The following is a 23,066-nucleotide window of genomic DNA, read 5'->3' as shown; positions in this document are numbered from 1 at the left end:
ATTTACCAGTATGACGCCTGGCGTGGGTTGGTGCGACAACGTAGTGACCCATTTATCGCAGTTACCTAGTCCTGAAAACTTTTCTTATGAGAACTTTGAAAATATTCATTTGTCGTTAGAACTAGTAATTAATCAACGACCGACTGGTTTAATCGCGGATGTTGAACGTAAAGGCGAGCGTTACTTCGTGTATAGAGACGATTTACTGTCTGCTGGCGTGGTCGCGGATGTATTACCTGGGACGCAAGAGAAGTTAGACATAACATCAATATCGGGTGTAGAGGTCGATTATTTGCAATCGTCACTGCAATTATTAATCACAGTGCCTCCTAATTGGTTGCCGATGCAACGCTTTTCTGCGCAGAACAGGAGGCGTTTTTCGCCCGCTAAATTCGGAACTGGTGGGTTATTTAATTACAGTGTGTTTGGTGTTTATGATCACGATAGTAGTCAAAAAGAAGTATCTATTAACCACGAATTGAGAGCCTTTTCCGAATTCGGCGTACTTTCTACGACGGGAATATTTAAATCTAACCTTCATCGAGACGTTCAAGCGCAACAAAGTAATAAATATACGCGCTTCGACACGAGGTACGAATATGTTGATCAAAGTCGTCGATTGCGCTTTGAAGTAGGGGATTACATTGTGAGGCCCCTTGCGTGGAGTCAACCAGTTCGAATGGCTGGTATTCAACTGTCACATGACTTCTCTATGCGTCCAGACGTGGTTACCGCACCTTTACCTGCATTTTATGGCGAAGTAACTGCTCCCACGACGTTAGATTTATTTGTAAACGGATTAAAAACCGATTCAATGTTTGTGGGGCCGGGACCGTTTGTTATCAATGATATTCCAATGGTATCGGGAGCTGGTGAAGCGACAGTGATTGCAACGGATGCCCAGGGAAGGCGGACTGCAATGACCAGTCCATTTTTCCTTTCAGCTAACTTGCTGAAGGCTAACTATACCTCTTACAACGCTAGTTTTGGTGCTTTACGCCGAAACTATGGCAACGCTTCAAATGACTATGGCGATGGTGCTGTTGTCGCAGCTGCGAGGCACGGAATGACAAACTGGCTAACGTTGGAGGCACAAACCGAAGCGAAAGATGACTTAATTGTTGCGGGAGTCGGTTTTGTTACCAACCTATTCAATATGGGAACGATTGATGGGGCGGTAAGGTTTAGCAATTATGAGCAGAGAGCGAGTTCCTATTCAGTTGGTTATAGTTATCAATCTCGAATGTTTAGCTTTGCCGCTCGTACCCAAGTTGAGAGCGAGGGATTTTACACGCTCTCCCAAACACCAGAGAGCTTGAGAAGTGACGGCACTAACGAGCGAGAGAATTTGTCTCGGCATGTCTCTCAGATAAATGTTGGCGCCCGGCTGAATGAGTTGGGTTCGTTATCAGGGGGATACTTTGATGTTCAGCAAACCGACTCTCGATCGAGAATACTTAATGTAACTTACAGTCGCTCGCTTCCGTTCGATATCAACATGTCATTATCGTTTAATCGGAGCATAGGTGGAGAGGCCGTTACGCTAGCACAATTCTCATTACCTTTGAGCGCCTTCTCTGGTAGCGCGGGATTAACCATGAAGCGTGAAAGCGATGGTCATCTTAGTGGCCGTGCTAGTGTTAGTCGACTTGCGCCGATTCGAGGTGGTTGGGGAATCAACTTAGCGCATGATATTAATGAAAAGCCTGACAATAGAAAGCAGGCCGATGTTACTTACCGAGCCTCTTGGGCGGAGTTCCGAGCGGGCTTAAACGGGACGAGTGGTAATTACGATTATTTTGCCGAAATGTCGGGTTCGGTTGCGTCACTCGATGGTGAAATATTCCCTGCAAATAATGTGTACGATAGTTTCGCTGTTGTCAGTACTAGCGGTTTTGAAGGTGTGCCCGTCAAATATGAGAATCAAGTCGTTGGATTGACTGATGATGACGGTTACTTACTTGTGCCGTGGGCAATGGCATATTACACCGCAAAATATGAAATTGATCCGCTTAGATTACCAGCCAATGCTTTTTTCCCAACAACAGAACAATACGCGTCGATACATTCTGGGTACGGCTATTTGCTCGAGTTCCCAATAGCTTTGCAAGTTGCGTTAAGCATGGAGGTTGTTGATGAAAATGACGCCTACTTGCCATTAGGAACTTATGGTCAATCAGATACTGGAGTGGTAGGGCAAATTGGTTGGGATGGAGTGACGTATTTTGAGGGGCGTAATGTAGGTGAGTACATTATCTTTTACCCCGAAGGCTTTCCACCATGTAAAGTATTTATAACGGGACTCTATCAAACACGGAGCGAGAAAATACAGACATTAGGTAAACAAGTCTGCACGAAAGAGCAAAAAGCAGAGGTACAATTATGAGTCGGTATTCTCGTTATCTTTGGTTTTTTCTTCTTTTTATATCGTCCGGTAACATGGCTTGTGAGCTCACTGCGCCGACGCCTTTGATTCAATTTGGAAGCGTTTCCTCGTTTACCGTTTCAACTATTCAGCAACAGAGCTCAGCCCAGCCTCATGCTGGGATAACGTGTGACTTTTCTACACTTGTTTCTTTGTTGAGTGGCGATTATGTGTCTGCAACGTTTAACAGCACTAACGATGGGCGGTTGCTTAATGCGGCGGATATCAGCTCGGAACTTAGCTATCAGATTTTTGGAGACCCAAGCCTTTCGCAAGAGTACATTTTTGGCCAAACTTACAATTTTTTTGAAATTGGGCTGCTCGATTTACTAGGTTTATTTGGCACTCAAGCTGAATTTCCGCTTTATGCCCGGACAGGAGCTGGTAGTAATCTCTCAGCAGGGACTTATCGAGACCAAATTACGGTGTCTTGGATTTGGAATTATTGCTCAGGAATTGGAGTTGGAGGCGTATGTCTTGGGCGAGAAACAGGCAATGCACAAAGCTTGATTACGGTAGAGTTAGAAGTCACTCCCGATTGTATGATCACGGCGCCAGATATTAATTTTGGTTCATCACCATTGGTGGCAGGTTTTGACCCTGTCAGTCAGGTTATATCATTAACCTGTACCAAGAACAGTGCTTTTACCATTGGTTTAAACGACGGTGTGAATGCCTCCGGAGGCCAACGACGCATGGCATCTGGCGGTAACTATTTGGAGTATGAAATCTATAAATCCTCCTCGACGGAGCGGTGGGGGGGTACTGGTTCTGAACGTCGTGAACAGAGCGATGTGGATACGGGTGACACCATTCCCGATGGCATCACTCCGCAGAACTTCAATTATCGCGCAGAGATAATAACAAGCCAAACCACCCCACCATCTGGCACTTATACCGACTCGATAATCGTTGATGTTCAATTTTGAGCATCATATCAATTGCATAACTAGAGGCATCTATTCCAAAAAACTTTTGTAATCATAGTTTTCACTCTATTCCCGCTTAATTCTGTGCGATTAGTATGGTTTTGTTTTCACAACATTTAACTTGAAGGAATAAGGAAAACTATGAAGAAGTCACTGGCAGCACTAGGTTTGGCGTTGGTATTTACAGGAACAGCTTACGCAGCAAGCTGGGGTTACGAGGGGAGTCACGGGCCTGAGCATTGGGGCGAGTTTGCGTCTGAATGTTCCAAAGGTCAAAACCAAAGCCCAATTAATATTGTCTCCGCAGCAGAAGCGAAGTTAGACAAATTGCAGTTCGACTACCATGGCAAAGCAATCTCATTGCTCAATAACGGCCACACCCTGCAAACCAGCCTAGAGGGTGACAACACACTGTTGATTGATGGCAATGCATTCACGTTAAAGCAGTTCCACTTCCATACTCCGTCAGAAAACCATGTGGATGGCAAAGAATACCCATTAGAAGCGCACTTTGTGCATGCTGATACAACTGGCCATTTGGCGGTTGTGGCTGTGTTTTTTCAATCCGGAAAAGCGAACCCAGATTTAGCGAAGTTACTGGCAAACATACCAAGTAAAGATCAAGGTGTAGAGATTAAATTGCCATTTGAAGCGGATGCGTTGCTTCCAAAAGACAAAGCGTATTATCGCTTTAATGGCTCACTAACGACACCACCATGCTCTGAAGGGGTACGTTGGTTAGTGATGAAAGAAGCACAAACCATTTCCCCTGAGCAGATTAAAGCGTTTACGAAAGTGATGGGGAAAAACAATCGTCCCATCCAACCATTGAATGCTCGTATGGTGTTAATGCAACACTAACCAATCCAAGCAAATAAAAATGAAAAAGCCCGCTTGAATAAAGCGGGCTTTGTTATTGGTATTAATGGAAATTAGAAGCCGTGATCTTCTTGCTCCTCAGCTTTTATCATTTGAACTGGGTCGAGCTTGAGTGTTTGAGTTGGGAAGGCGATATCTGCTTCGTGTTCTTTAATGATGTTAATTACTTGAAGAAGAACATCCTGTTTAACCTCATGGTATCTCACCCAATTCACGGTTTTTGTGAAGGTATAAATGAAGAAATGCAGTGACGATGGACCGAACGTATCGAAGTTGACGATAAGCGTTTGGCGTGCATCAATATCTTTGTGATTCTTAAGCATCTCTTTCACCGCTGTAATGATTTGCGGCATTTTTTCGGCGTCGTCGTAACGAAGTCCAATTTTTTCGTAGATGCGTCGGTTTAGCATGCGAGATGGGTTTTCTACGACTATGTTGCTAAACACAGAGTTTGGCACATAAAGAGGGCGCTTGTCGAAAGTTCGTATGATGGTCATTCTCCAGCCAATTCGCTCTACCGTACCTTCAATTTGGCGATCTGGAGAGCGGATCCAGTCGCCAACTTTAAACGGACGATCGAAGTAGATCATAAGGCCGCCAAAGAAGTTCGACAGCAGATCTTTCGCCGCTAAACCAACGATTAAACCACCGACACCACCAAAGGTGAGCAATCCTGACAGTGACAAGCCAAACGCCTGCATCACAGTGAGAATTCCGACGGTAATAAAGAACAAGCGCGCGACTTTAGCTATCGCTTGTACTGTGGTTTCATCTCGGTTTTTTTGTTCTAGGACGTACTCTTCAACATTGGTAATGAGTCGCATAACGGTCCAGACGAAGATACTGATCACCAAAATCAGTTTCAGCGTGCTTAACCAGTTTATTTTATCGTTGAGCTCGCTCTCTAATATGATGCCGATAGAGACGGTTGCTGGCCAACACCAAATGAGTGTACTGACTGGCGCTTTTAGCGCGTCAAGCAACATGTCATCCCAGTGGAAAGGGGTTTTCTCTACTAGTACTGCGAGACGAGAGCGAATCAGTCGCCAAGCTATCCAAGCAATAAAGCTGGCGAGTGTAATGAAAAGGACACTCCCACTCCAATCTTGATGAGATGTTTCAATATAGCTTTGCAAATCGGTAAACCACTGTGACATATGTAACTTCTTTCTAGTGAACCATGGAAGGAAAGGTAGCAGATATTACTCCTTCACCCCAGTGATTTCCTTTAAATCATTTACTTATGTATAAATCGCCTGAGGTAGGCTATTTCGTGAGGTGAAAAGTGAGTGGTCGAAACTGGGTGATGAGCCGCCTTTCCATTCGTGTGCGGAGCTTCGCCATCTCCGATGTGCGTTGATATTTGAACGATCAATTATAACTTCTCTGACTTATCGCTAACATTTATCTTAAGTAAGTGTGAGAGTGTATTGGCTCTTGAATTAGCGGAGGCAGATATGGAATTTACAGAGCTGGATCGAAACGCGCTCTACGACATCTGGATGTCACAAAAAGCCAAAATGCACATCACTCAAATGGAAATGGCGAAGCGCCTTGGTTTGAGTCTACACGAGTTTTCTGGCTTGTTACGTGGTAATTCTCCACTGACGCTAGGTTTTGTAAAACAGCTATGCGAGCAGCTACATGTACGTCCTGGTCAGGTGATTCCGTCTTTGACGGAGCGTGATCTATCTGCATCTGGTACGGTTTATTTACAAAATCGTGTGACGGTGGATGGCGATATCAGTAACGTGTTTATCGACGGAAACCAAGTCGTGATCGAGTACGTTCACCAAGTTAGTTAGCTTGCTCGTCAAATTATCGGGTTGAAGAGCAATAAAAAACGAGCCAACAGTGGCTCGTTTTTTCGTTTCTGTTTTGCTCGCTTGCAAAGATTATGGGATTTTCACTAGCGAATCGCGAGAAAGATCCGCGATAGACTTCGCGCCAGTAAGCGTCATAGCTACACGCATTTCTTTGTCGTACAGATCCAGTAGGTTTTCAACGCCTGCGCCGCCTTGTGCAGCCAATGCGTACACAAATGAACGACCAAGCAGTGTGCAGTCTGCGCCCAGTGCGAGCATACGAACCACATCAAGACCAGTACGGATACCTGAGTCCACAAAGATCTTAAGATCGCCTTTTACCGCATCTGCAATGCTTGGTAGTGCTTTGGCACTTGAAAGTACACCATCTAACTGACGACCACCATGGTTAGATACGACAATGCCATCCGCGCCGAAACGTACCGCATCTTTCGCGTCTTCTTCGTCGAGGATGCCTTTGATGACCATAGGGCCATCCCAAAAGTCACGAATCCACTCAAGATCTTTCCAGGAGATAGACGGGTCGAAGTTTGCGCCTAACCAGCCGATGTAATCTTCTAGTTTTGTTGGTTCGCCGCGATACGTTGAGATGTTACCTAAGTCGTGCGGCTTACCAAGTAGACCCACATCCAGCGCCCAGCTTGGGTGGCGCATCGCCTGGAACACACGACGCATGGCTGCGTTAGGGCCACTCATGCCTGAGTGCATGTCACGGTAACGCGCGCCAGGAACTGGCATATCAACGGTAAACACCAGCGTTGTGACGCCCGCAGCTTTTGCACGCTCAAGCACGTTCTTCATAAAGCCACGGTCTTTAAGCACGTAAAGCTGGAACCACATTGGACGTTCAATTGCAGGTGCGACTTCTTCAATCGGACAAACCGAAACAGTCGACATAGTAAACGGGATGCCTTTCTTCTCGGCCGCTTTTGCTGCTTGCACTTCGCCTCGGCGCGCGTACATACCAGTTAGACCAACAGGAGCTAGCGCGATTGGCATTGCCAGTTTCTCACCGAAGATCTCGGTTTCTAGGCTCAAATCTGTCATATCGCGTAGGACGCGTTGGCGAAGAGCGACATCACCTAAATCGTCAGTATTACGCTTCAGCGTGCGTTCGTCGTAAGAACCGCCATCAATATAATGGAATAGAAACGGAGGAAGCTTGGCTTTCGCGGCAGCGCGGTAGTCAGTAGAAGCTGAGATAATCATAATGGTGTCCTAGCGGTTATTCTAAGCAAAGTTGTGGAGCAATTTGCTCTTTCGTTGAGCCTTCATCGCAAAGCAGTGAAGGCATCAAAATGAGTATAGTTACCTATGGTTCACTTACGTTTGAACTGGTGATGTTGGTAACTCATTTACATAATTGATTGAAAAATTTTGTTAAATCACTCAATCAGTTATACAAATTGGAAAGGATGACACAGCTGTCGGGGGGATTGATGTAGCAAGCTAAATCAACATGTCGGGGTAGTAGTGCTGACAGCTGTGTCAAATTAGGCAGGGCTACAAACCCTGCGTTTCGCGTTACTTCATCAAGACATCCGTCATTTGGAGGCCGTAAATCAACACCAAACCAATAATGCCCGTCATTACAATGTAGTAGAACGTAGGGATAATAGTCTTACGTAATGTTGCGCCTTCACGGCCAAGTAAGCCTACGGTGGCTGATGCGGCAACAACGTTGTGAATCGCAATCATGTTACCTGCGGCAGCACCAACGGCTTGAAGCGACACAACAATCACACTCGAAATAGACAGTGTTTGTGCCACTTCGAATTGGAACTGGCTGAACATCATGTTTGAAACCGTATTTGAGCCAGCGATGAACGCACCCAGCGCACCAACGGTGGCACTTAGTGCTGGGAACGCAGAACCGACAAGGTCAGAGGCAAAGTTCGCTGTTGTGACCGGCATGCTTGCTAGGTCAGCGCCGTTAATACCAGAGTTGATGAAGATACGAACCATCGGGATGGTAAATACCAAGACAAACCCCGCGCCAATCAGTGTTTTGCTTGACTCGCCAAACGCTTCACGCAATGGCTTTGCGCTACCGCTTTGTAACATTGCGGCAAGCAGTGCGACAAACACGAGGATGCCACCTGGCAGGTACAATGGCTGAATAGCGGCACTCACACCAGTCTCACCAAGAATATTGCTGAACGACAAACTTACGCTTTGTACAAAGCCTTTCAGTTCCGGACTTACGCGGCTTGCGACGAGAATTACCGCCAGCATTACATATGGTACCCAAGCTTTTACGATGCTCATTGGCTTGCCTGGATTGTCGTTTAGATCGACTTTTAGCGAGCCCAGCCATTCAGCAGGCCATTTGTCTTCGCTTTCGAAATCCCACTTAGTCTTTGGTACTAAGAAGCCTTTTTTCGCTGCGGTAACAACAATAGAAAGACCAACCAAACCACCGATAAGTGAAGGGAATTCTGCACCCAAGAACACACCAGTTAACGCGTATGGCACAGTGAAAGAGACGCCTGCGAATAAAGCAAATGGTAGAATATCCAGACCTTCACTCCAGCTTCTGTTCTTGCCGAAGAAACGTGTTAACATCATCGCCATTAATACAGGGATCATAGTACCTACAACAGCGTGAATCACAGCAACGTGCGCGGTGATATCTTGCAGGTACATTTCCCATGTTGCGCCTTGTGCAGCCAAAGACTCACTGATGTTATGGGTGTCTAAACCTTTGTTTACACCCACGATGATTGGCGTACCCACCGCACCGAATGAAACTGGCGTTGACTGGATCATCATACCCATTAGGACAGCGGCTAGCGCAGGGAAGCCGATTGCAACCAGTAGTGGTGCAGCAATTGCTGCCGGGGTACCGAACCCTGATGCGCCTTCAATGAATGAGCCAAAACACCAAGCAATGATGATGGCTTGCACACGGCGGTCAGCTGAAATATCGGTAAATCCATTACGGATAGTGGTGATCGCTCCAGTGTGTTTTAAAGTGTTGAGCAAGAAGATGGCACCAAACACGATCCATAGAACAGAAACAGTAATGCCTAGCCCTTGGAATACAGAAGCCAGTACGCGATTGGCTGACATATCCCAAAACATTAGGGCAATAGCGACGGTTAAACCGAACGCAACAGGCATGGCTTTTTTAGCAGGCCAGTTGAGACCAACCAATAAGATGGCGGCAACAACAATTGGCGAAAATGCCACTAGGGCAAGTAGGGTTTCACTCATTTGTACATCCTTCGTACGCTGACTTCTCGAACGGTGTCAATCCGCTGTAGAGGTGACTTTTTGTTGTAATGGTTTTGTTAATTTGGCGTGAATTTACTCCTTTATTTTTTGTTGATATAGGGAAATAATGAAAATAATTAATTCCAAAAGTGACATAATCGTATGAGAGCAGACGACTTAATCCTATTTTCTCAAGTAATCGAACTGGGCAGTTTTAGTAAGGTTGCAGAAGCAAATAACCTTACAAATTCGGTAGTTAGCAAAAGAATGGCAAGGTTGGAGGAAGAGATAGGGGCGCAGCTATTATATCGAACAACGCGTAAACTGACCTTAACCGAAGCAGGTAAGGTGTTACTCCACAGTGCTAAAAATGTGAAGCAGGCCACTCAGGAGGCTATGGACGCTGTTGCAGGCTTTGGAGAGAATGTGAGCGGTCACATAAAAATGTCCGTGCCTTGTATCTCTGGAGATTTGATACTTGCTGATGCCGTTGCGGAATTTTGTAACCTTCATCCGGGTCTGACCGTGGACATGTCATTGGATAACCGCTTTGTCGATTTGGTGGCTGATGGTTACGATTTAGTCATTCGAACTGGCTACCTAGCCGATTCCAGTTTGATCGCACGACATATTCTCGATTCCCAATGGGTGGTATGCGCGTCCCCTTCATATATCGCTAAAAATGGGAAGCCGATCGAGCCGATTGATCTCACCACGCACAATTGTCTGCAATACGCTTACCAAACCACAGGTGCAACAGACTGGGAGTTTAAAGGCGAAGATGGTAATTACATCGTCAAAGTATCGGGCTGCTTTTCTACTGATAACGCGACCGCATTACGTAAAGCCGCTCTGGGCGGCCATGGTATAGCTTACGTCCCGCGATGCTTGGTGTATCACGATATTCGCAATGGCCAACTGGTGGATATTTTTCCTGAACTAGTGGGTAAAAAGTTGGGTATCTATGCGGTGTACCCGTTTACTCGTCAACCACCGAATAAAGTGAAACTGCTTATTGAGCACATTCGTGATCGTTACTTAACGATATCTCATTATTTCTAGTTCCTTCATAGATTTAAAACAATGTCGTTGAAATCAATATTGGGTGCTCTAAGGTAATCACCGCAATAAAACGATATGAAAATAAACAACTTAATAAAAACAACGGAGTAACACGGACGTTATGCATTACCCAAAAACACGTAAAGATTCTGTCGTGGACACTTACTTTGGTCACGACATTGCCGACCCTTATCGCTGGTTAGAAAATGATCGCAGCGAAGAAACCGCACAATGGGTTTCGGGTCAAAACTCAGTGACCTTCGATTTTCTTGGTCAGGTCCCGTACCGCCAACAAATCCGTGACTTGGTCGCGAACAGCCAAAACTACGAAAAATATTCCCAACCATTTGTACGTGGTGACTACACCTATTTCTACAAAAACGACGGTTTGCAAAACCAAAGCGTATTGTATCGCCGTAAAGGCGAGGGAGAAGCCGAAGTCTTCCTTGACCCAAATACGTTCTCTGAAGAGGGCACGACCTCTCTTGGCGAAGTCAGCTTCTCGAAAGATTATCGTTTGGTCGCGTATTCCATCTCGGAAGGGGGCAGTGACTGGCGCAAGATCTTTGTTATTGATGCGGAAACCAAAGAACAGTTAGAGCCTGAGATTGTGGATGCGAAGTTTACGTCGATTTCTTGGCTGGGCAGCAAAGGCTTCTATTACTCAAGCTATGATAAGCCGCAAGGCAGTGAGTTATCTGCGCGAACTGAACATCACAAGCTTTATTATCATGAACTTGGTACACCTCAGTCTGAAGATAAAGTGATTTTCGGTGAGTTGGATACGCAGGTTCACCGTTATGTGTCTGGTACCACGACGACGGACGATCGCTTCCTCATTATTTCTGGCGCAGAATCCACATCGGGTAATCGTCTGTTTTATATCGATTTACAGTCTGAGTCCCAAGCGATTGTGACGCTTCGTGATACAACGCAAGGCGACACCTACTTGATTGATAGTCAAGACGACACCTTGCTGCTTTACACCAACCTAGATGCGCCGAATGGCAAAGTTGTCAGCTACAACACCCGAACAGCGCAATGGATGGATGTGATTGCTGAACAAGAACAGCCGTTAGAAATCAGCAAAGGTGGCGGTTATCTGTTTGCGACTTATATGGTGGATGTACTTTCTAAAGTGCAGCAGTTTAACTACCAAGGTGAATGGATTCGAGATGTTGAACTGCCGGGAGAGGGTACGGCTTATGGTCTAGCGGGTAAAAAAGAAGAAACCACGCTGTATTACACCTTTACTAACTACGTGACGCCACCGACGATCTTCTCATTTGATGTTGAGTCTGGTGAATCGACGCTGTTTCAAGAATCAAAAGCGCCATTCGCTCGCAGTGAGTATGAATCAAAACAGGTGTTCTACACCTCAAAAGATGGCACGCAAGTTCCGATGATCATCTCATACAAGAAGGGCATCGCGCTTGATGGCAGTGCGCCAACCATGCTGTATGGTTACGGCGGTTTTAACATCAGCCTCACTCCAATGTTTTCTGGCAATGTAGCCAACTGGCTAGAGTTGGGTGGTATTTACGCTGTCGCCAACTTGCGAGGCGGCGGTGAATACGGTAAAGCCTGGCACAACGCAGGCACTCAGCAGCAAAAGCAAAACGTGTTTGATGACTTTATTGCGGCGGCGGAATACCTGATTGAAAACGACTACACTAGCTCCGAGCGTCTAGCGATTCGTGGTGGTTCAAATGGCGGCTTGTTGGTTGGTGCGTGTATGACGCAACGTCCTGAGTTATTTAAGGTGGCGCTGCCAGCTGTAGGTGTGCTTGATATGCTCCGTTACCACACGTTTACGTCTGGAGAAGGCTGGAAGTATGACTATGGCACGTCTGAACAAAGCGAAGCGATGTTCCAATACTTGCTTGGCTACTCTCCTGTTCACAATGTAAAAGAAAACGTGCAGTATCCTGCGACATTGGTGACAACTGCCGATCACGACGATCGTGTGGTTCCAGCACATTCGTACAAGTTTATTGCGGAGCTGCAAGACAAGCAGCAAGGCGCTAATCCAGTATTAATACGCATTGATGTCAATGCAGGTCATGGTGCAGGGATGCCGCTGAGTAAGCAAATTGACCTCACCACAGACGTGTATGCATTTACGTTATACAATATGGGTATTGAGTCGATTTAATGCCTTAGTTGCTCGAAGCTTCTGAGAATAAAAAATGCCGCGACACTGTCGCGGCATTTTTCATGGTTGGGGGAACTCAATTCATACTGTTTACCAGTATTTGAGCCAGGTTGACTAAGTCTGACTCTTGAACCAACCAGTCTCGGCGGCCAAACCGAAAGGCAGCTACGCCATTCTTAAGACAAGATGAAATCATCACCTTTTCTTAATCCTAGTTTATGAATATGAAACTGTGATGAACCTAAGCCGCATTGTGCTGATTTTCACTGTTTTCAAGATCAAATGAGGCATCTATCAGTTTTTTCGTGTAGTCATTTTTAGGGTTTTGGAAAATATTTTCGGCTGTACCTTGTTCCATGACCTCGCCTTTTTGCATGACAAGAACACGATCAGAAAGGGCTTTGACGACTGATAGATCGTGGCTAATAAACAAGTAGCCAATGTTATGCTTTTTCTGTAAATCTTTCAGGAGATCAATCACAGTCAGTTGAACCGAGCGGTCCAATGCAGAGGTCGGCTCATCAAGCAAAATAAACGAAGGTTCAAGGATCAGTGCTCGCGCGATAGCAATACGCTGACGCTGGCCTCCCGAAAACTCGTGCGGATAACGGTTGATGGACGCGGGATCTAAGCGAACCTCTCGAAGCACGTCGCGTGCTTTCTGCATACGTTCTTTTTTACTCAACATTGGCTGGTGGACAGTTAATCCTTCAGTGATGATCTCGCCGACAGTCATACGAGGAGAAAGCGAACCATAAGGGTCTTGGAACACCATCTGAACGTCTTTTTTCAGCTCAAAACGTTCTTTGTTTGTTAGCAAAGCCATGTCTTGGCCTTTGTATTCGATTTTACCTGTGGATGGCAGGAGGCCTATCAATGCGCGGCCGAGGGTAGACTTGCCTGAACCGGATTCCCCAACAATCCCGAGTGTTTCCCCTTGTTTGAGCTCAAGAGAAATGCCTTTTACCGCTTCGAAGTACTCATTTTTACTGGCAATAAAATGCGACTTTATCAAGAATTTGACTCGTATATCGTCAGCTTTTAATAGTTGTGTAGCATTCTCGCTAATAGGGTCCTTACTGCCTTTTGGAATAGAGTTGATCAGCATACGTGTGTATTCGTGCTTTGGGTCCTCGAAGAGCATTTGCGTTTCGCCTTCTTCGACGACTTCTCCTTTACACATCACAATGACACGGTCGGCAAAGTGTTTTACGACGCCTAAGTCATGAGTAATAAATAGGATTGCCATGCCCATCTGAGCCTGAATTTCTTTAATCAGGTGCAACACTTCTGCTTGAACCGTGACATCCAACGCCGTTGTTGGTTCGTCGGCGATCAAAATATCGGGCTCGTTAATCAGTGCCATCGCAATCATGATGCGTTGCAATTGACCGCCAGAAAACTCGTGCGGATATTTGCTGTACGCTTTCTCTGGCTCTGGCATGTGAACCAGTTCAAACAGCTCTAACACTCTCGCTTTGGCTTTCCGTCTATCCACTGGACGGTGGCACATGATGGCCTCAGCAACTTGGATCCCCACCCGCATGTATGGGTTCAGTGAGGTCATCGGCTCCTGAAAAATCATACCGATACGATCACCGCGAACGCTTTGCATTTCACGCTCCGTTTTATCCAAGATGGAGCTACCCTCAAACATGATGGATGAGTCCGTATGCAAAATAGCGTTGTCTGGCAATAGTTTCATCAGTGCATTGGTTGATACTGACTTGCCAGACCCAGACTCCCCAACGATGGAAAGCGTCTCGCCTGCTTTTAAATCGAAGCTAACATTCTTTACTGCATCGACGATCCCATCGTTTGTCGTAAAGCTGACCGATAGGTTATTCACCGAAAGAATGGTTTTAGAAGACATCACAGATCCTTGTGGTTGATAAAGCAAATGAAACACAAGCAATGGGCTGCGCTAAGTCTGGCAGACCTCATTGCTTGGATTCTAGATTAATTGTACAGGTGAGAAGGCGAAGACTTTGCCGAACTCATCGCTTGCAAATGCAAAAACTGCTCATGTGCGCGCGTCACATGGTCTAGCTCAATCATCCATTGAGCATTACGTTGAGCGGAGCAAAATGCCGCCATATGAGCTAATAAGTCTTCACTTTGTTGACCAAGTAAATGACCCACACGCTCAATAAGTTCATGATTCTCTAGTTGCAAGAATTGGAATAGTGCGTACGTTTGATTGAGTGTTGAAAAAGCATCGCGCTGCAATCCGAGTTTGTTGAGAATCTCCGATTGTGCGACGCACGCATCTCTCAGCCCGGTGATGAGACAGACAAACTGACAAGGTTTGGTGTGAGCATTTTCGAGCGCCGAATGAATGTGGTTGGGTAGATTGCTGAGTACATCGTCGTATAAACGATGTGCCTCGGGCCAATGGCCTTGTTCCATCAATTGCTCTGCTTTCAAGTAGCGCATCCAGCATTGCTCAATATTCATGTCCATCTCCACAAGAGTTGATTTGTTTTGATATTAAATGAAATTGATTATCAATTGCAAGTGAGTATTGATATCACTTTTATGCTCATAAAATGTCCAATCAAACTAGGGTGGAAGGTAAATCACTTAAAATTAAGCAAATAATCTCTACACTCAAATGACGAAAATAAGAAAAAAGGAAGTGGATATGGCAATACTAAGATTGGAAGCTAAGCAGCTATATTCTGTAGCAGATCTAGAGAATATGCCATGTAAGTCGACCAAGGAGTTACCTCCAATTGATGAGATTGTGGGCCAAGAGCGCGCGCAAAAAGCGGTCGAGTTTGCGATGTCCATCAAAGAGAAAGGGTATAACATCTACGCCATTGGTCAGAATGGGCTAGGTAAACGCACCATGATCCTGCGCTATCTGAATCGTCACCAGCACGATGCAGCAGCCTTGTTTGATTGGTGTTACGTTGCGAACTTTGAAGATACCCGCACACCCAAGGTGTTGAAGCTGCCTTGTGGTATCGGGAATAAGTTACGTGTTGATATTGAAGCCTTAATGGGCAAACTACTGAATGCTTTACCCCTAGCGTTCGACAATGAAATGTACTTTAGCCGCGCTGAGCGATTAAAAAATCAATTGGCAGCGAAGCAACAAAACGAGCTGGACCGCATTAGCCGAGAGGCAAAAGAGAAAGGCATTAGCTTGACGCTTACCACACAAGGCGATTATCAGTTTGTCGCCATGAATGGTGACGAGCTTCATACGGAAGAGTCTTTTGATGCACTAAGTAAGAAAGAGCAAGAGCAGTTCAGTGATGCTATTGATGAACTCGAAGTACGATTACGTTCGATGGTCCGTGAACTCACAGAGTGGGAAGAAACTTACAGCGACAAAATCAAAAAGCTTAATGATGAAGTGACGCTCGATGTGATTACTCACTTCATTAAAAAGCTCAAAGTGGATTACGCAGAATATTCTGAAATCAAAACGTACTTAACTGAGCTGCAAAAAGATATTGTTGAAAACGCAGATATCTTCCTTGACCAAAGTGGTGAGCAAGGCGAAATTGCAACGGCGTCGTTGGATAAAAAATTGCCACGTCGTTATAAAGTGAACGTCTTGGTAAGTCGCAACAGCAGTGACTTTCCTATCGTTGTTGAAGAAAACCCCAATTACCATTCGCTCTTCGGTTCGATTGAGACAGCCACTTTCAAGGGAACCGTGTTTACCGACTTTTCGCTGATTCGTGCGGGGAGTTTGCATAAGGCGAATGGCGGCGTTCTGTTAATGGATGCACAGAAAGTGCTTGAACAGCCTTACGTTTGGGATGGTTTGAAGCGCGCACTGCGTGCTCGTCAATTGAGCTTTACCTCCCTAGAAAAAGAAGTGACATTGACAGGGGCGGTATCACTCGATCCCGAGCCTATCCCGCTCGATATTAAAATCATTCTGTTTGGTGACTACCGAACTTATCAATTGCTGCAGCATTACGATCCAGAGTTCAGTGAGTTGTTCCGAGTGACAGCGGATTTTGAAGATGAGATGAAGCGAACGCCAGAATCGGAACTGCACTATGCGCGCTTTATTTCTAGCGTCGTGAACGATAACAACATGCTGCACTGTGATAGAAAGTCCATGGGACGGATTATCGAATACAGTTCACGTTTGTCTGGTGATCAAACCAAGCTATCACTCCACTCTGCCAATATTGCGAATTTATTACGTGAGTCAAACTACGTTGCTCGTCAAGCCAACTCCAACATGATCCGTATCGGTCATGTGGAAGAGGCGCTCAAGAACCAAGAAATGCGAGTGAGCCGATTACGCGACAACGTGATGGAAACGTTTGTTAACGGTACAACCTTGATTCGCACTGAAGGGAAGGCTATCGGTCAAGTGAATGCCCTCTCGGTATTAAGTACCAGCGACTACATGTTTGGCGCGCCGAATCGCATCACCGCGACGACGTGTTACGGCGATGGGGATGTTATCGATATCGAACGCAGTGTGGATTTGGGCGGCAGTATTCACTCTAAAGGCGTGATGATTCTATCGGCCTACTTGTCTTCCGTATTTGGTAAAACGGCGCGAGTACCATTAACCACAACGATTACGTTTGAGCAATCTTATGGTGGTGTCGACGGTGATAGTGCCAGCATGGCAGAGCTATGTGCTGTAGTGTCTGCTTTTTCAAAGCAACCAAACCGACAAGACATTGCGATTACAGGCTCGATGAATCAGTTTGGTGAAGCTCAGCCGATTGGTGGTGTGAACGAAAAAATTGAAGGCTTTTACGATGTGTGTGTGATTAAAGGTCGTCATGAAGGGCAGGGGGTCATTATCCCGCAATCTAACGTTCACAACTTGATGCTCCGTTCCGACATCGTGAAAGCAGTAGAAAAAGGTGAGTTTAATATTTGGGCGATTGATCATGTCACTGAAGCCATCGAGCTGTTCACGGGGAAAGTCGCCGGTGAGCCAACCGATGAAGGTTCTTATCCAATAGATACGATTTTTGGCCTTGCTCAAGCTAAGCTCAATTCGTTGAGAAAATAGCCTAAAACAGCCCCAAATGTGAATGTATCTCATCATAAGTGATCACAATTTATCATAACGACAATATCCCGACACTACTGTCGGGATATTGTCAATAACAGATTGAAAATGGGGACTTTTTGTACTAGACAAAAGTGTGATCGACCTCTAATATTCGCCACTTGTTTATTCGTCTGGGAACTTTCCCGTCGCAAGGAAGCATAGATATTCAAATAACCGAAATGCAGCTTCAGTATTGAGAGTTGCTTGAGTTCGTTTGGATATAGGCATCACGCATACAACTGAGGTCCAGTCATGCAGTTATCACTGAAAAATTTGTCAGTACGAACGCAAATTTTGGTTCCGGTATTATTTACCGCGATTGTTTTGTTTATTGCTTTGTGGATTACTAAAAACAATCTTCAAGCTGAGCAAGATGTTATTGCTTCCAACCAAGAGTCTTTGGTTTTCCATAAAGACACTTTGGCGCGTATTGACGATGAAATTTATCCACTTCGTATTACAGCGGTTTACGCTATCTACGACGCTTCTCGTCGTGAAAATTTTCTTAATGAATTGAAAGAAGGCTTAAAGCAGGTTGAAGCTGATTTAAGTGCGATTGAAGCTCGAAATCTGTTTCGTGAAGATGCGATTAAAGTTCGCCAAGCGATCGAAGCCTATGTTCGATATTCAGAGCGCTCAGTGGCTTTCTTTAACCAGTACGATCAAGGCTTGAAGTCGGACAGTGAGTACCGTGCATTCATTAAAGAGTACCGTAATGTTGGCCGAGAAATGGTTCAACAAATCAATACTCTGTCGAAGCATGTGAATGACCAAGCAGAGCAGTCAACCATAAGAAGCCATCAACAGAATGAGCGTGTACAAAACAACGCTATGCTGACAGTTCTTGCGGTATTTGCGTTCTCATTGGTCGGGGCGTGGATCTTATCAGGCATGATTGTTACGCCTATTCAAAAACTTCAAGAAGTGATGCGTCAGTTGGCAATGGGCAACTTATCAGTTCGCGCAGATGTAGATGGTGATAACGAAATTGCGAAGCTGAGCAAAGATGTTAACCAAACAGCAGAACAGCTTTATAACACGGTCGACCAGCTAACTCGTATTAGTGAAGAGGTTGCCTCGGCCTCGACTGAGCTTGCCGCAGTAATGACGCAAGCAGAAGCGAATGCTCAGCTAGAGCTAGCTGAGATCGAACAAGTTGCATCTGCTGTTAATGAACTTGCTAGCACGGCAAACAACGTGAGCGATAACGCAACGTCTGCGGATTCGACAGCTCGCGAAGCTGATGGTCTTGCGCAATCAGGTCTGGCTATCTTCCAAGAGAGCGCAGAAGCAAGCGCACAGATGTCTCAGGCATTGAACGATGCAGCGCAAGTGGTACTGCGTTTAAAAGAGCAGTCGGTTCAGATCAACGACGTTATTGAAGTAATTCGCGGTGTCTCTGAGCAGACCAACCTACTCGCATTGAACGCTGCGATTGAAGCTGCGCGTGCTGGTGAGTCTGGTCGTGGTTTTGCGGTTGTTGCGGATGAAGTACGTATGCTCGCGGCACGCACGCAAGACTCGACTCAAGAGATCCAAACGATTATTGAAGAACTTCAAGCGCAGTCTGGGCTTGCGAATGACAGCATGCAAGTCAGCCTAGACATGCTGAGTCGTAACAACGAACTGACGCAACAAGCGAATGAGGCATTGGTTGGTATTACCGAGTCGGTAGCCAACATTAACGATTCAAACACGCAAGTGGCAACCGCAGCCGAAGAGCAGTCTCAAGTCACTCAAGACATCAACCGAAACGTGGTTAACATGTCTGAACTGGTTAACCAGAATGTGGCGGGTATCAGTCAAAGCGCAAGCGCGAGTACTGAGCTTTCATTACTTGCAGAGAAGCAGAAAGAGCAATTGAGCTTCTTTAAGCTTTAATTCGCCATTCGCCTAACAAAATGTATAAATCCCTGAGCTATTGCTTGGGGATTTTTTTGTTTGTGAGAAACTGATTTAAAATCAGGAAGTCTATCTAAAACAGTCATTTAGTGAAAATATTTTGCGAGCAAAATCACATATAATGAGATTGTTTTTACATTTTTTGCGTCAATTTTTTTTTGACGCGAACGATTTTTTTACCTCAACCGATAACTTGATGGTTGAGAGGTATTCATATCGTCATTTTACTTGGTGTTTTCTTCTATAAGTGCTGTTTATTCAACGCGTTGCGTGAAAAATAACAGCTGCTACTATGCCGCCAGTTTTCTCGTTGGTACAGAAAAGTCCTGTTTTTCTGGTGAGAAAATACATATAAAACAATGATATGGAAAATAACAATGAAATTAAAAACTTTAGCTGTAGCAGTGGCGCTAATGGCATCAGGATCTCAAGTTGTCGCTTCAGAACTATACAACCAAGATGGCACTTCTCTTGAGATGGGCGGCCGCGCTGAAGCGCGTCTTTCTATGATGGATGGTAAGGCAAAAGACCGTACTCGCATCCGTCTTAACTTCCTAGGCAAACAGGAAATCAATGAAAACCTATACGGTGTTGGTTTTTGGGAAGGTGAGTTCGAAACAAAAGAAGAAGGTGCCGTAGATAACAACAGTGATCTTGAAACTCGTTACGCTTATGCAGGCCTAGGCGGTAAATACGGTGAAGTAACTTACGGTAAAAACGACGGTGCATTATTCGTTCTTACTGATTTTACCGATATTATGGCTTACCACGGTAACACTGCAGCACTTAAACTGCCTGTATCTGACCGTACAGACAACATGCTGTCTTACAAAGGCCAATTCGAGCAACTAGCTGTACGTGCTAGCTACCGCTTTGCTGACCGTACAACAGACGTGAATGGTTTTGCAGATAACAACGAAGATGGCTTCTCTCTATCTGGTATCTATGCATTTGCTAATACTGGCCTTGAACTAGGTGCTGGTTATGCAGACCAAAACGATAGTGATGAGTTCATGCTTGCTGCTGCATACTCTGTAGGTGATTTCTACTTCGCTGGTAACTACACAGGCGCAGACGTGGATGTTGCAGGTGAGTCTGCGGATTACAAAGGCTACGAACTAGCTGCATCATACACTATGGGTCAAACTGTATTTACTTCTACGTTCAACAAAGGTGAGCTAGAAGATGCTGATACTGTAGAAAACCTAGCTGTTGATGTTACTTACTACTTCAAGCCTAACTTCCGTGGCTACGCATCATACAACTTCGATCTAATGGATAACGAAGGCGCTGATGAAAAAGATGAACTAGCGCTAGGTCTACGTTACGACTTCTAAGTCGAAACTGTTATCTAAGATTCTGCCTTATTCTTAGTAAACAAAACCCCTTACTTTACAGTAAGGGGTTTCTTGTTTTCCGGGTATCAAAACTGGCCGATGCTTGGTGCTCGTTATCAAAGCTACCTTTTTAGTGTGAGTTTAGTCCCATCAAATTTTAGGTGACTCAGGAGACTTTTAGCGTTGGTTTTACCAACCTCATCAAACTCCATTCCATAGCGAGCATGGTGTGTCGATTTCTGTAAGTTACAAATACGACCTCGCAATGGCGCGAGCATGTGGCTTTCACCGGGCATGGTTAGGTCCAATGAAACGCGATCACCAACCTGAAGTGGTCGGCTCATTGGTGATGTCACAAAGCGGCACCCACTACGAGATAAATCTCTTATCTCGCATTCAGTTCGATAGGCTTCTAAACAAACGCGCGCTCTCAAATTCACTTCGTAACGTACTTCTTTACGAAGCTGAAAGACCTGCATGGTGTTAGGTAGACTTAGCACTAAAATTGGATACGGGTCGCCGAGTCGGTGCTGCAATTGCGCCCGAAATGGAATGACAGCACCTTCCCCTCGATGAGAGTACGCTTTTACATTGATCCAAAAGCCTTCTTGAAAATAGAATTTCAAGTCCTCATCGGAGATGTTCGGAACCTCTATCAATGCGGTATTATTTGAGTGACAGCCGACAAATGTGCTGGTTGTAATAAACTTGGTACCAACAGGTGTCGTGACGTTTAAACTTACTTCACTGCCATGTTCGACCATTGCCATTGCATCGGTGCTATTTAGTGTACTTGCCTGACGTTCGGGTGCCTTCTTGCTTTGCAGAGGTAGTTTGCCGTCTCTGGCAATAGGGCTCATATTTCTCATTATTATTGTCGTACCTGATTTGAGAAGGTAAGGGCGTGAAGTGACAGAGCACTTCCGCATGGTGTTGATTCTATTCAGTGATATAGTTTGATTCAATCAATCCGTAACAAAAATTAGAGAGCAAGATATGCATAAAGTAACTCATGAAGTTGAAAACAACACATTTTGGGTTGATTTAGAACAAGGTTATAAAGCCAAGGTGGTTTATCAGCTTGAGAATAATGTCATGCACATCACATCAACCGTAGTTCCTGAAGCATTACGAGGTAAAGGGTACGGAAAAGTGATGATGGAAGCGGTATTGCCAGAAATTGAGGCACTCGGTTATCAAATCAAACCAGTCTGTCCATATGTCATTCATTATATGGAGAAAAACCAAGCGTGGTCACATCTGCTTGCATGATGATGAACGACAACCACCAACGTTACCAAAGCATTGGCCAGGAGCTAAAGCTCGGGAATTATCAATCGGTAGAAGTCATACAATCGCTATGGGGAGGCTATGGTGAGTTAGTCCGAGTTACTTATTCAACTTGTTCGGTGATCATTAAGCATGTAAAACTCCCTAAGCCTTCAGAGCATCCAAGAGGTTGGAATACTGACCGATCTCACCAAAGAAAGCTGCACTCTTATCAGGTGGAAGTGAATTGGTATACGGATTTTTCCAGAGAGGTGAGCACTCGCTGCCGAGTACCACAAGGTCTAAAAACGTTCCAATCGGAGAATGAATGGCTCATCGTGATGGAAGATCTCGCCGAGGCAGGCTTTCCAAAAGTCATCACCGATGCAAAGCTAGAACATCTACGAGCCTGCCTTGCTTGGTTGGCGAACTTTCATGCGCGCTACATCGGTGTTCGCTCGGATAAGCTGTGGCATAGCGGCACGTATTGGCACTTGGCAACCAGACCCGATGAGCTTGAGGTGCTGCAAGACACCGAGCTAAAAAATGCCGCTCAATTAATTGATCAAACGCTTTCGCAAGCCAAGTTCAAGACGCTTGTACACGGTGATGCCAAATTGGCGAACTTCTGTTTTGATCGAGAAGAATCAAGCGTTGCTGCGGTCGACTTTCAATACGTCGGACATGGCTGTGCGATGAAAGACGTAGCACTGTTCATGAGCAGCGCCGTCAAGCCAGAACGTTGTGCAGAGATGGAAGTTTGGGTCTTGGATACGTATTTTGCTCAGTTGCAACAGGCGTTAATGGTTTATCAGTCGAATCTTGACCCCAATGAAGTCGAGCGCGAATGGCGTCCTTTGTTTGCGGTTGCGTGGGCTGACTTTCAACGATTTGTGAAAGGTTGGAGCCCCGATCACTGGAAGATCAATCCTTACACAGAAGCATTGACTAGCAGAGCGCTGACTCACTTACGAAAGTGAGTAGAAGTTTAAGAAGAAAAGCCTCCAATTAGGAGGCTT

17 protein-coding genes are annotated in these 23,066 nt (G+C 45.4%); 11 read left to right on the top strand and 6 right to left on the bottom strand.

What is annotated here, in order from left to right; genetic code table 11:
* Window positions 1-10: 10 nt before the first annotated feature.
* The 3 genes from L3V27_RS06340 (at window position 11) to L3V27_RS06330 (ending at window position 4,215) form a co-directional block, all read left to right on the top strand.
* Window positions 11-2,386, top strand: coding sequence for a fimbria/pilus outer membrane usher protein (locus L3V27_RS06340; RefSeq protein ID WP_237311564.1), 2,376 nt, complete (start codon window positions 11-13; stop codon window positions 2,384-2,386).
* On the top strand, window positions 2,383-3,354 hold the full coding sequence (locus L3V27_RS06335) for a spore coat U domain-containing protein (RefSeq protein ID WP_012842427.1): 972 nt from the start codon (window positions 2,383-2,385) through the stop codon (window positions 3,352-3,354). The genes L3V27_RS06340 and L3V27_RS06335 overlap by 4 nt, the downstream gene beginning before the upstream one ends.
* A 141-nt stretch (window positions 3,355-3,495) precedes the next feature.
* Window positions 3,496-4,215: a carbonic anhydrase gene (locus L3V27_RS06330; protein ID WP_104972908.1), complete on the top strand. Its 720-nt coding sequence runs from the start codon at window positions 3,496-3,498 to the stop codon at window positions 4,213-4,215.
* A 71-nt stretch (window positions 4,216-4,286) separates the two neighbouring features.
* Here the strand turns inward: L3V27_RS06330 and L3V27_RS06325 are convergent, their stop codons facing one another.
* The gene (locus L3V27_RS06325; protein ID WP_046875767.1) at window positions 4,287-5,390 is read right to left on the bottom strand and encodes a mechanosensitive ion channel family protein; all 1,104 of its coding nucleotides are present in this window, start codon (window positions 5,388-5,390) and stop codon (window positions 4,287-4,289) included.
* Window positions 5,391-5,690: 300 nt separating this feature from the next.
* On the opposite strand from L3V27_RS06325, the gene L3V27_RS06320 reads away from it, so the two are divergent.
* On the top strand, window positions 5,691-6,038 hold the full coding sequence (locus L3V27_RS06320; RefSeq protein WP_005375109.1) for a helix-turn-helix transcriptional regulator: 348 nt from the start codon (window positions 5,691-5,693) through the stop codon (window positions 6,036-6,038).
* Between the two features lie 90 nt (window positions 6,039-6,128).
* Here L3V27_RS06320 and lldD read toward each other — a convergent pair whose 3' ends face one another.
* Both lldD and L3V27_RS06310 read right to left on the bottom strand, forming a co-directional pair.
* Complete coding sequence (gene lldD / locus L3V27_RS06315) at window positions 6,129-7,268, bottom strand: FMN-dependent L-lactate dehydrogenase LldD (RefSeq protein ID WP_005383962.1); 1,140 nt, start codon at window positions 7,266-7,268, stop codon at window positions 6,129-6,131.
* 315 nt (window positions 7,269-7,583) lie between these two features.
* Entirely contained in the window at window positions 7,584-9,275 is a 1,692-nt protein-coding gene (locus L3V27_RS06310) for an L-lactate permease (protein ID WP_006741952.1), read from the bottom strand.
* 162 nt (window positions 9,276-9,437) lie between these two features.
* Between L3V27_RS06310 and L3V27_RS06305 the strand changes: the two genes are divergently transcribed.
* Both L3V27_RS06305 and L3V27_RS06300 read left to right on the top strand, forming a co-directional pair.
* A complete protein-coding gene (locus L3V27_RS06305) occupies window positions 9,438-10,337 on the top strand; it encodes a LysR family transcriptional regulator (RefSeq protein WP_005375112.1) in 900 nt (299 codons plus the stop codon).
* 121 nt (window positions 10,338-10,458) lie between these two features.
* Window positions 10,459-12,492: a prolyl oligopeptidase family serine peptidase gene (locus L3V27_RS06300; RefSeq protein WP_237311323.1), complete on the top strand. Its 2,034-nt coding sequence runs from the start codon at window positions 10,459-10,461 to the stop codon at window positions 12,490-12,492.
* A 241-nt stretch (window positions 12,493-12,733) separates the two neighbouring features.
* On the opposite strand, the gene L3V27_RS06295 is transcribed toward L3V27_RS06300, so the two are convergent.
* Complete coding sequence (locus tag L3V27_RS06295; RefSeq protein WP_237311321.1) at window positions 12,734-14,365, bottom strand: ABC transporter ATP-binding protein; 1,632 nt, start codon at window positions 14,363-14,365, stop codon at window positions 12,734-12,736.
* Window positions 14,366-14,451: 86 nt separating this feature from the next.
* Window positions 14,452-14,949, bottom strand: a complete 498-nt coding sequence (locus tag L3V27_RS06290; RefSeq protein ID WP_085342565.1) for a hypothetical protein — start codon at window positions 14,947-14,949, stop codon at window positions 14,452-14,454.
* A 187-nt stretch (window positions 14,950-15,136) separates the two neighbouring features.
* Here L3V27_RS06290 and L3V27_RS06285 point away from each other — a divergent pair, with 187 nt between their 5' ends.
* The 3 genes from L3V27_RS06285 to L3V27_RS06275 all read left to right on the top strand — a co-directional run bounded on the left by L3V27_RS06285 (window position 15,137) and on the right by L3V27_RS06275 (window position 20,778).
* Entirely contained in the window at window positions 15,137-17,497 is a 2,361-nt protein-coding gene (locus L3V27_RS06285; protein ID WP_005394880.1) for an ATP-binding protein, read from the top strand.
* A gap of 294 nt (window positions 17,498-17,791) precedes the next feature.
* On the top strand, window positions 17,792-19,420 hold the full coding sequence (locus L3V27_RS06280; protein WP_005394881.1) for a methyl-accepting chemotaxis protein: 1,629 nt from the start codon (window positions 17,792-17,794) through the stop codon (window positions 19,418-19,420).
* Window positions 19,421-19,818: 398 nt separating this feature from the next.
* The gene (locus L3V27_RS06275) at window positions 19,819-20,778 is read left to right on the top strand and encodes a porin (protein WP_104972902.1); all 960 of its coding nucleotides are present in this window, start codon (window positions 19,819-19,821) and stop codon (window positions 20,776-20,778) included.
* Window positions 20,779-20,900: 122 nt separating this feature from the next.
* On the opposite strand, the gene L3V27_RS06270 is transcribed toward L3V27_RS06275, so the two are convergent.
* Window positions 20,901-21,638: a flagellar brake protein gene (locus L3V27_RS06270; protein ID WP_041853113.1), complete on the bottom strand. Its 738-nt coding sequence runs from the start codon at window positions 21,636-21,638 to the stop codon at window positions 20,901-20,903.
* 136 nt (window positions 21,639-21,774) lie between these two features.
* Between L3V27_RS06270 and L3V27_RS06265 the strand changes: the two genes are divergently transcribed.
* Both L3V27_RS06265 and L3V27_RS06260 read left to right on the top strand, forming a co-directional pair.
* A complete protein-coding gene (locus L3V27_RS06265) occupies window positions 21,775-22,050 on the top strand; it encodes a GNAT family N-acetyltransferase (RefSeq protein WP_006741945.1) in 276 nt (91 codons plus the stop codon).
* Window positions 22,050-23,027, top strand: coding sequence for an ecdysteroid 22-kinase family protein (locus L3V27_RS06260; RefSeq protein WP_237311562.1), 978 nt, complete (start codon window positions 22,050-22,052; stop codon window positions 23,025-23,027). Before L3V27_RS06265 ends, L3V27_RS06260 begins: the two co-directional genes overlap by 1 nt.
* The last annotated feature ends 39 nt before the right edge of the window (window positions 23,028-23,066 follow it).

Source organism: Vibrio sp. J2-3(2022) (assembly GCF_021725735.1).
In the GTDB taxonomy this organism is placed as follows: domain Bacteria; phylum Pseudomonadota; class Gammaproteobacteria; order Enterobacterales; family Vibrionaceae; genus Vibrio; species Vibrio diabolicus.
The sequence above is the reverse complement of the archived record's forward strand: the minus strand, read 5'-3'. Positions and strand labels throughout refer to the sequence as shown.

Bases quoted from the DNA above. Each gene is read 5' to 3' on its own strand.
- L3V27_RS06320 (WP_005375109.1), top strand. From the start codon at position 5,691: ATGGAATTTACAGAGCTGGATCGAAACGCGCTCTACGACATCTGGATG.
- L3V27_RS06290 (WP_085342565.1), bottom strand. From the start codon at position 14,949: ATGAATATTGAGCAATGCTGGATGCGCTACTTGAAAGCAGAGCAATTG.
- L3V27_RS06280 (WP_005394881.1), top strand. From the start codon at position 17,792: ATGCAGTTATCACTGAAAAATTTGTCAGTACGAACGCAAATTTTGGTT.
- L3V27_RS06305 (WP_005375112.1), top strand. From the start codon at position 9,438: ATGAGAGCAGACGACTTAATCCTATTTTCTCAAGTAATCGAACTGGGC.
- L3V27_RS06265 (WP_006741945.1), top strand. From the start codon at position 21,775: ATGCATAAAGTAACTCATGAAGTTGAAAACAACACATTTTGGGTTGAT.
- L3V27_RS06335 (WP_012842427.1), top strand. From the start codon at position 2,383: ATGAGTCGGTATTCTCGTTATCTTTGGTTTTTTCTTCTTTTTATATCG.
- L3V27_RS06300 (WP_237311323.1), top strand. From the start codon at position 10,459: ATGCATTACCCAAAAACACGTAAAGATTCTGTCGTGGACACTTACTTT.
- L3V27_RS06285 (WP_005394880.1), top strand. From the start codon at position 15,137: ATGGCAATACTAAGATTGGAAGCTAAGCAGCTATATTCTGTAGCAGAT.
- L3V27_RS06275 (WP_104972902.1), top strand. From the start codon at position 19,819: ATGAAATTAAAAACTTTAGCTGTAGCAGTGGCGCTAATGGCATCAGGA.
- L3V27_RS06270 (WP_041853113.1), bottom strand. From the start codon at position 21,638: ATGAGCCCTATTGCCAGAGACGGCAAACTACCTCTGCAAAGCAAGAAG.
- L3V27_RS06260 (WP_237311562.1), top strand. From the start codon at position 22,050: ATGATGAACGACAACCACCAACGTTACCAAAGCATTGGCCAGGAGCTA.
- L3V27_RS06340 (WP_237311564.1), top strand. From the start codon at position 11: ATGACGCCTGGCGTGGGTTGGTGCGACAACGTAGTGACCCATTTATCG.
- L3V27_RS06325 (WP_046875767.1), bottom strand. From the start codon at position 5,390: ATGTCACAGTGGTTTACCGATTTGCAAAGCTATATTGAAACATCTCAT.
- L3V27_RS06330 (WP_104972908.1), top strand. From the start codon at position 3,496: ATGAAGAAGTCACTGGCAGCACTAGGTTTGGCGTTGGTATTTACAGGA.
- L3V27_RS06295 (WP_237311321.1), bottom strand. From the start codon at position 14,365: ATGTCTTCTAAAACCATTCTTTCGGTGAATAACCTATCGGTCAGCTTT.
- L3V27_RS06310 (WP_006741952.1), bottom strand. From the start codon at position 9,275: ATGAGTGAAACCCTACTTGCCCTAGTGGCATTTTCGCCAATTGTTGTT.
- lldD (WP_005383962.1), bottom strand. From the start codon at position 7,268: ATGATTATCTCAGCTTCTACTGACTACCGCGCTGCCGCGAAAGCCAAG.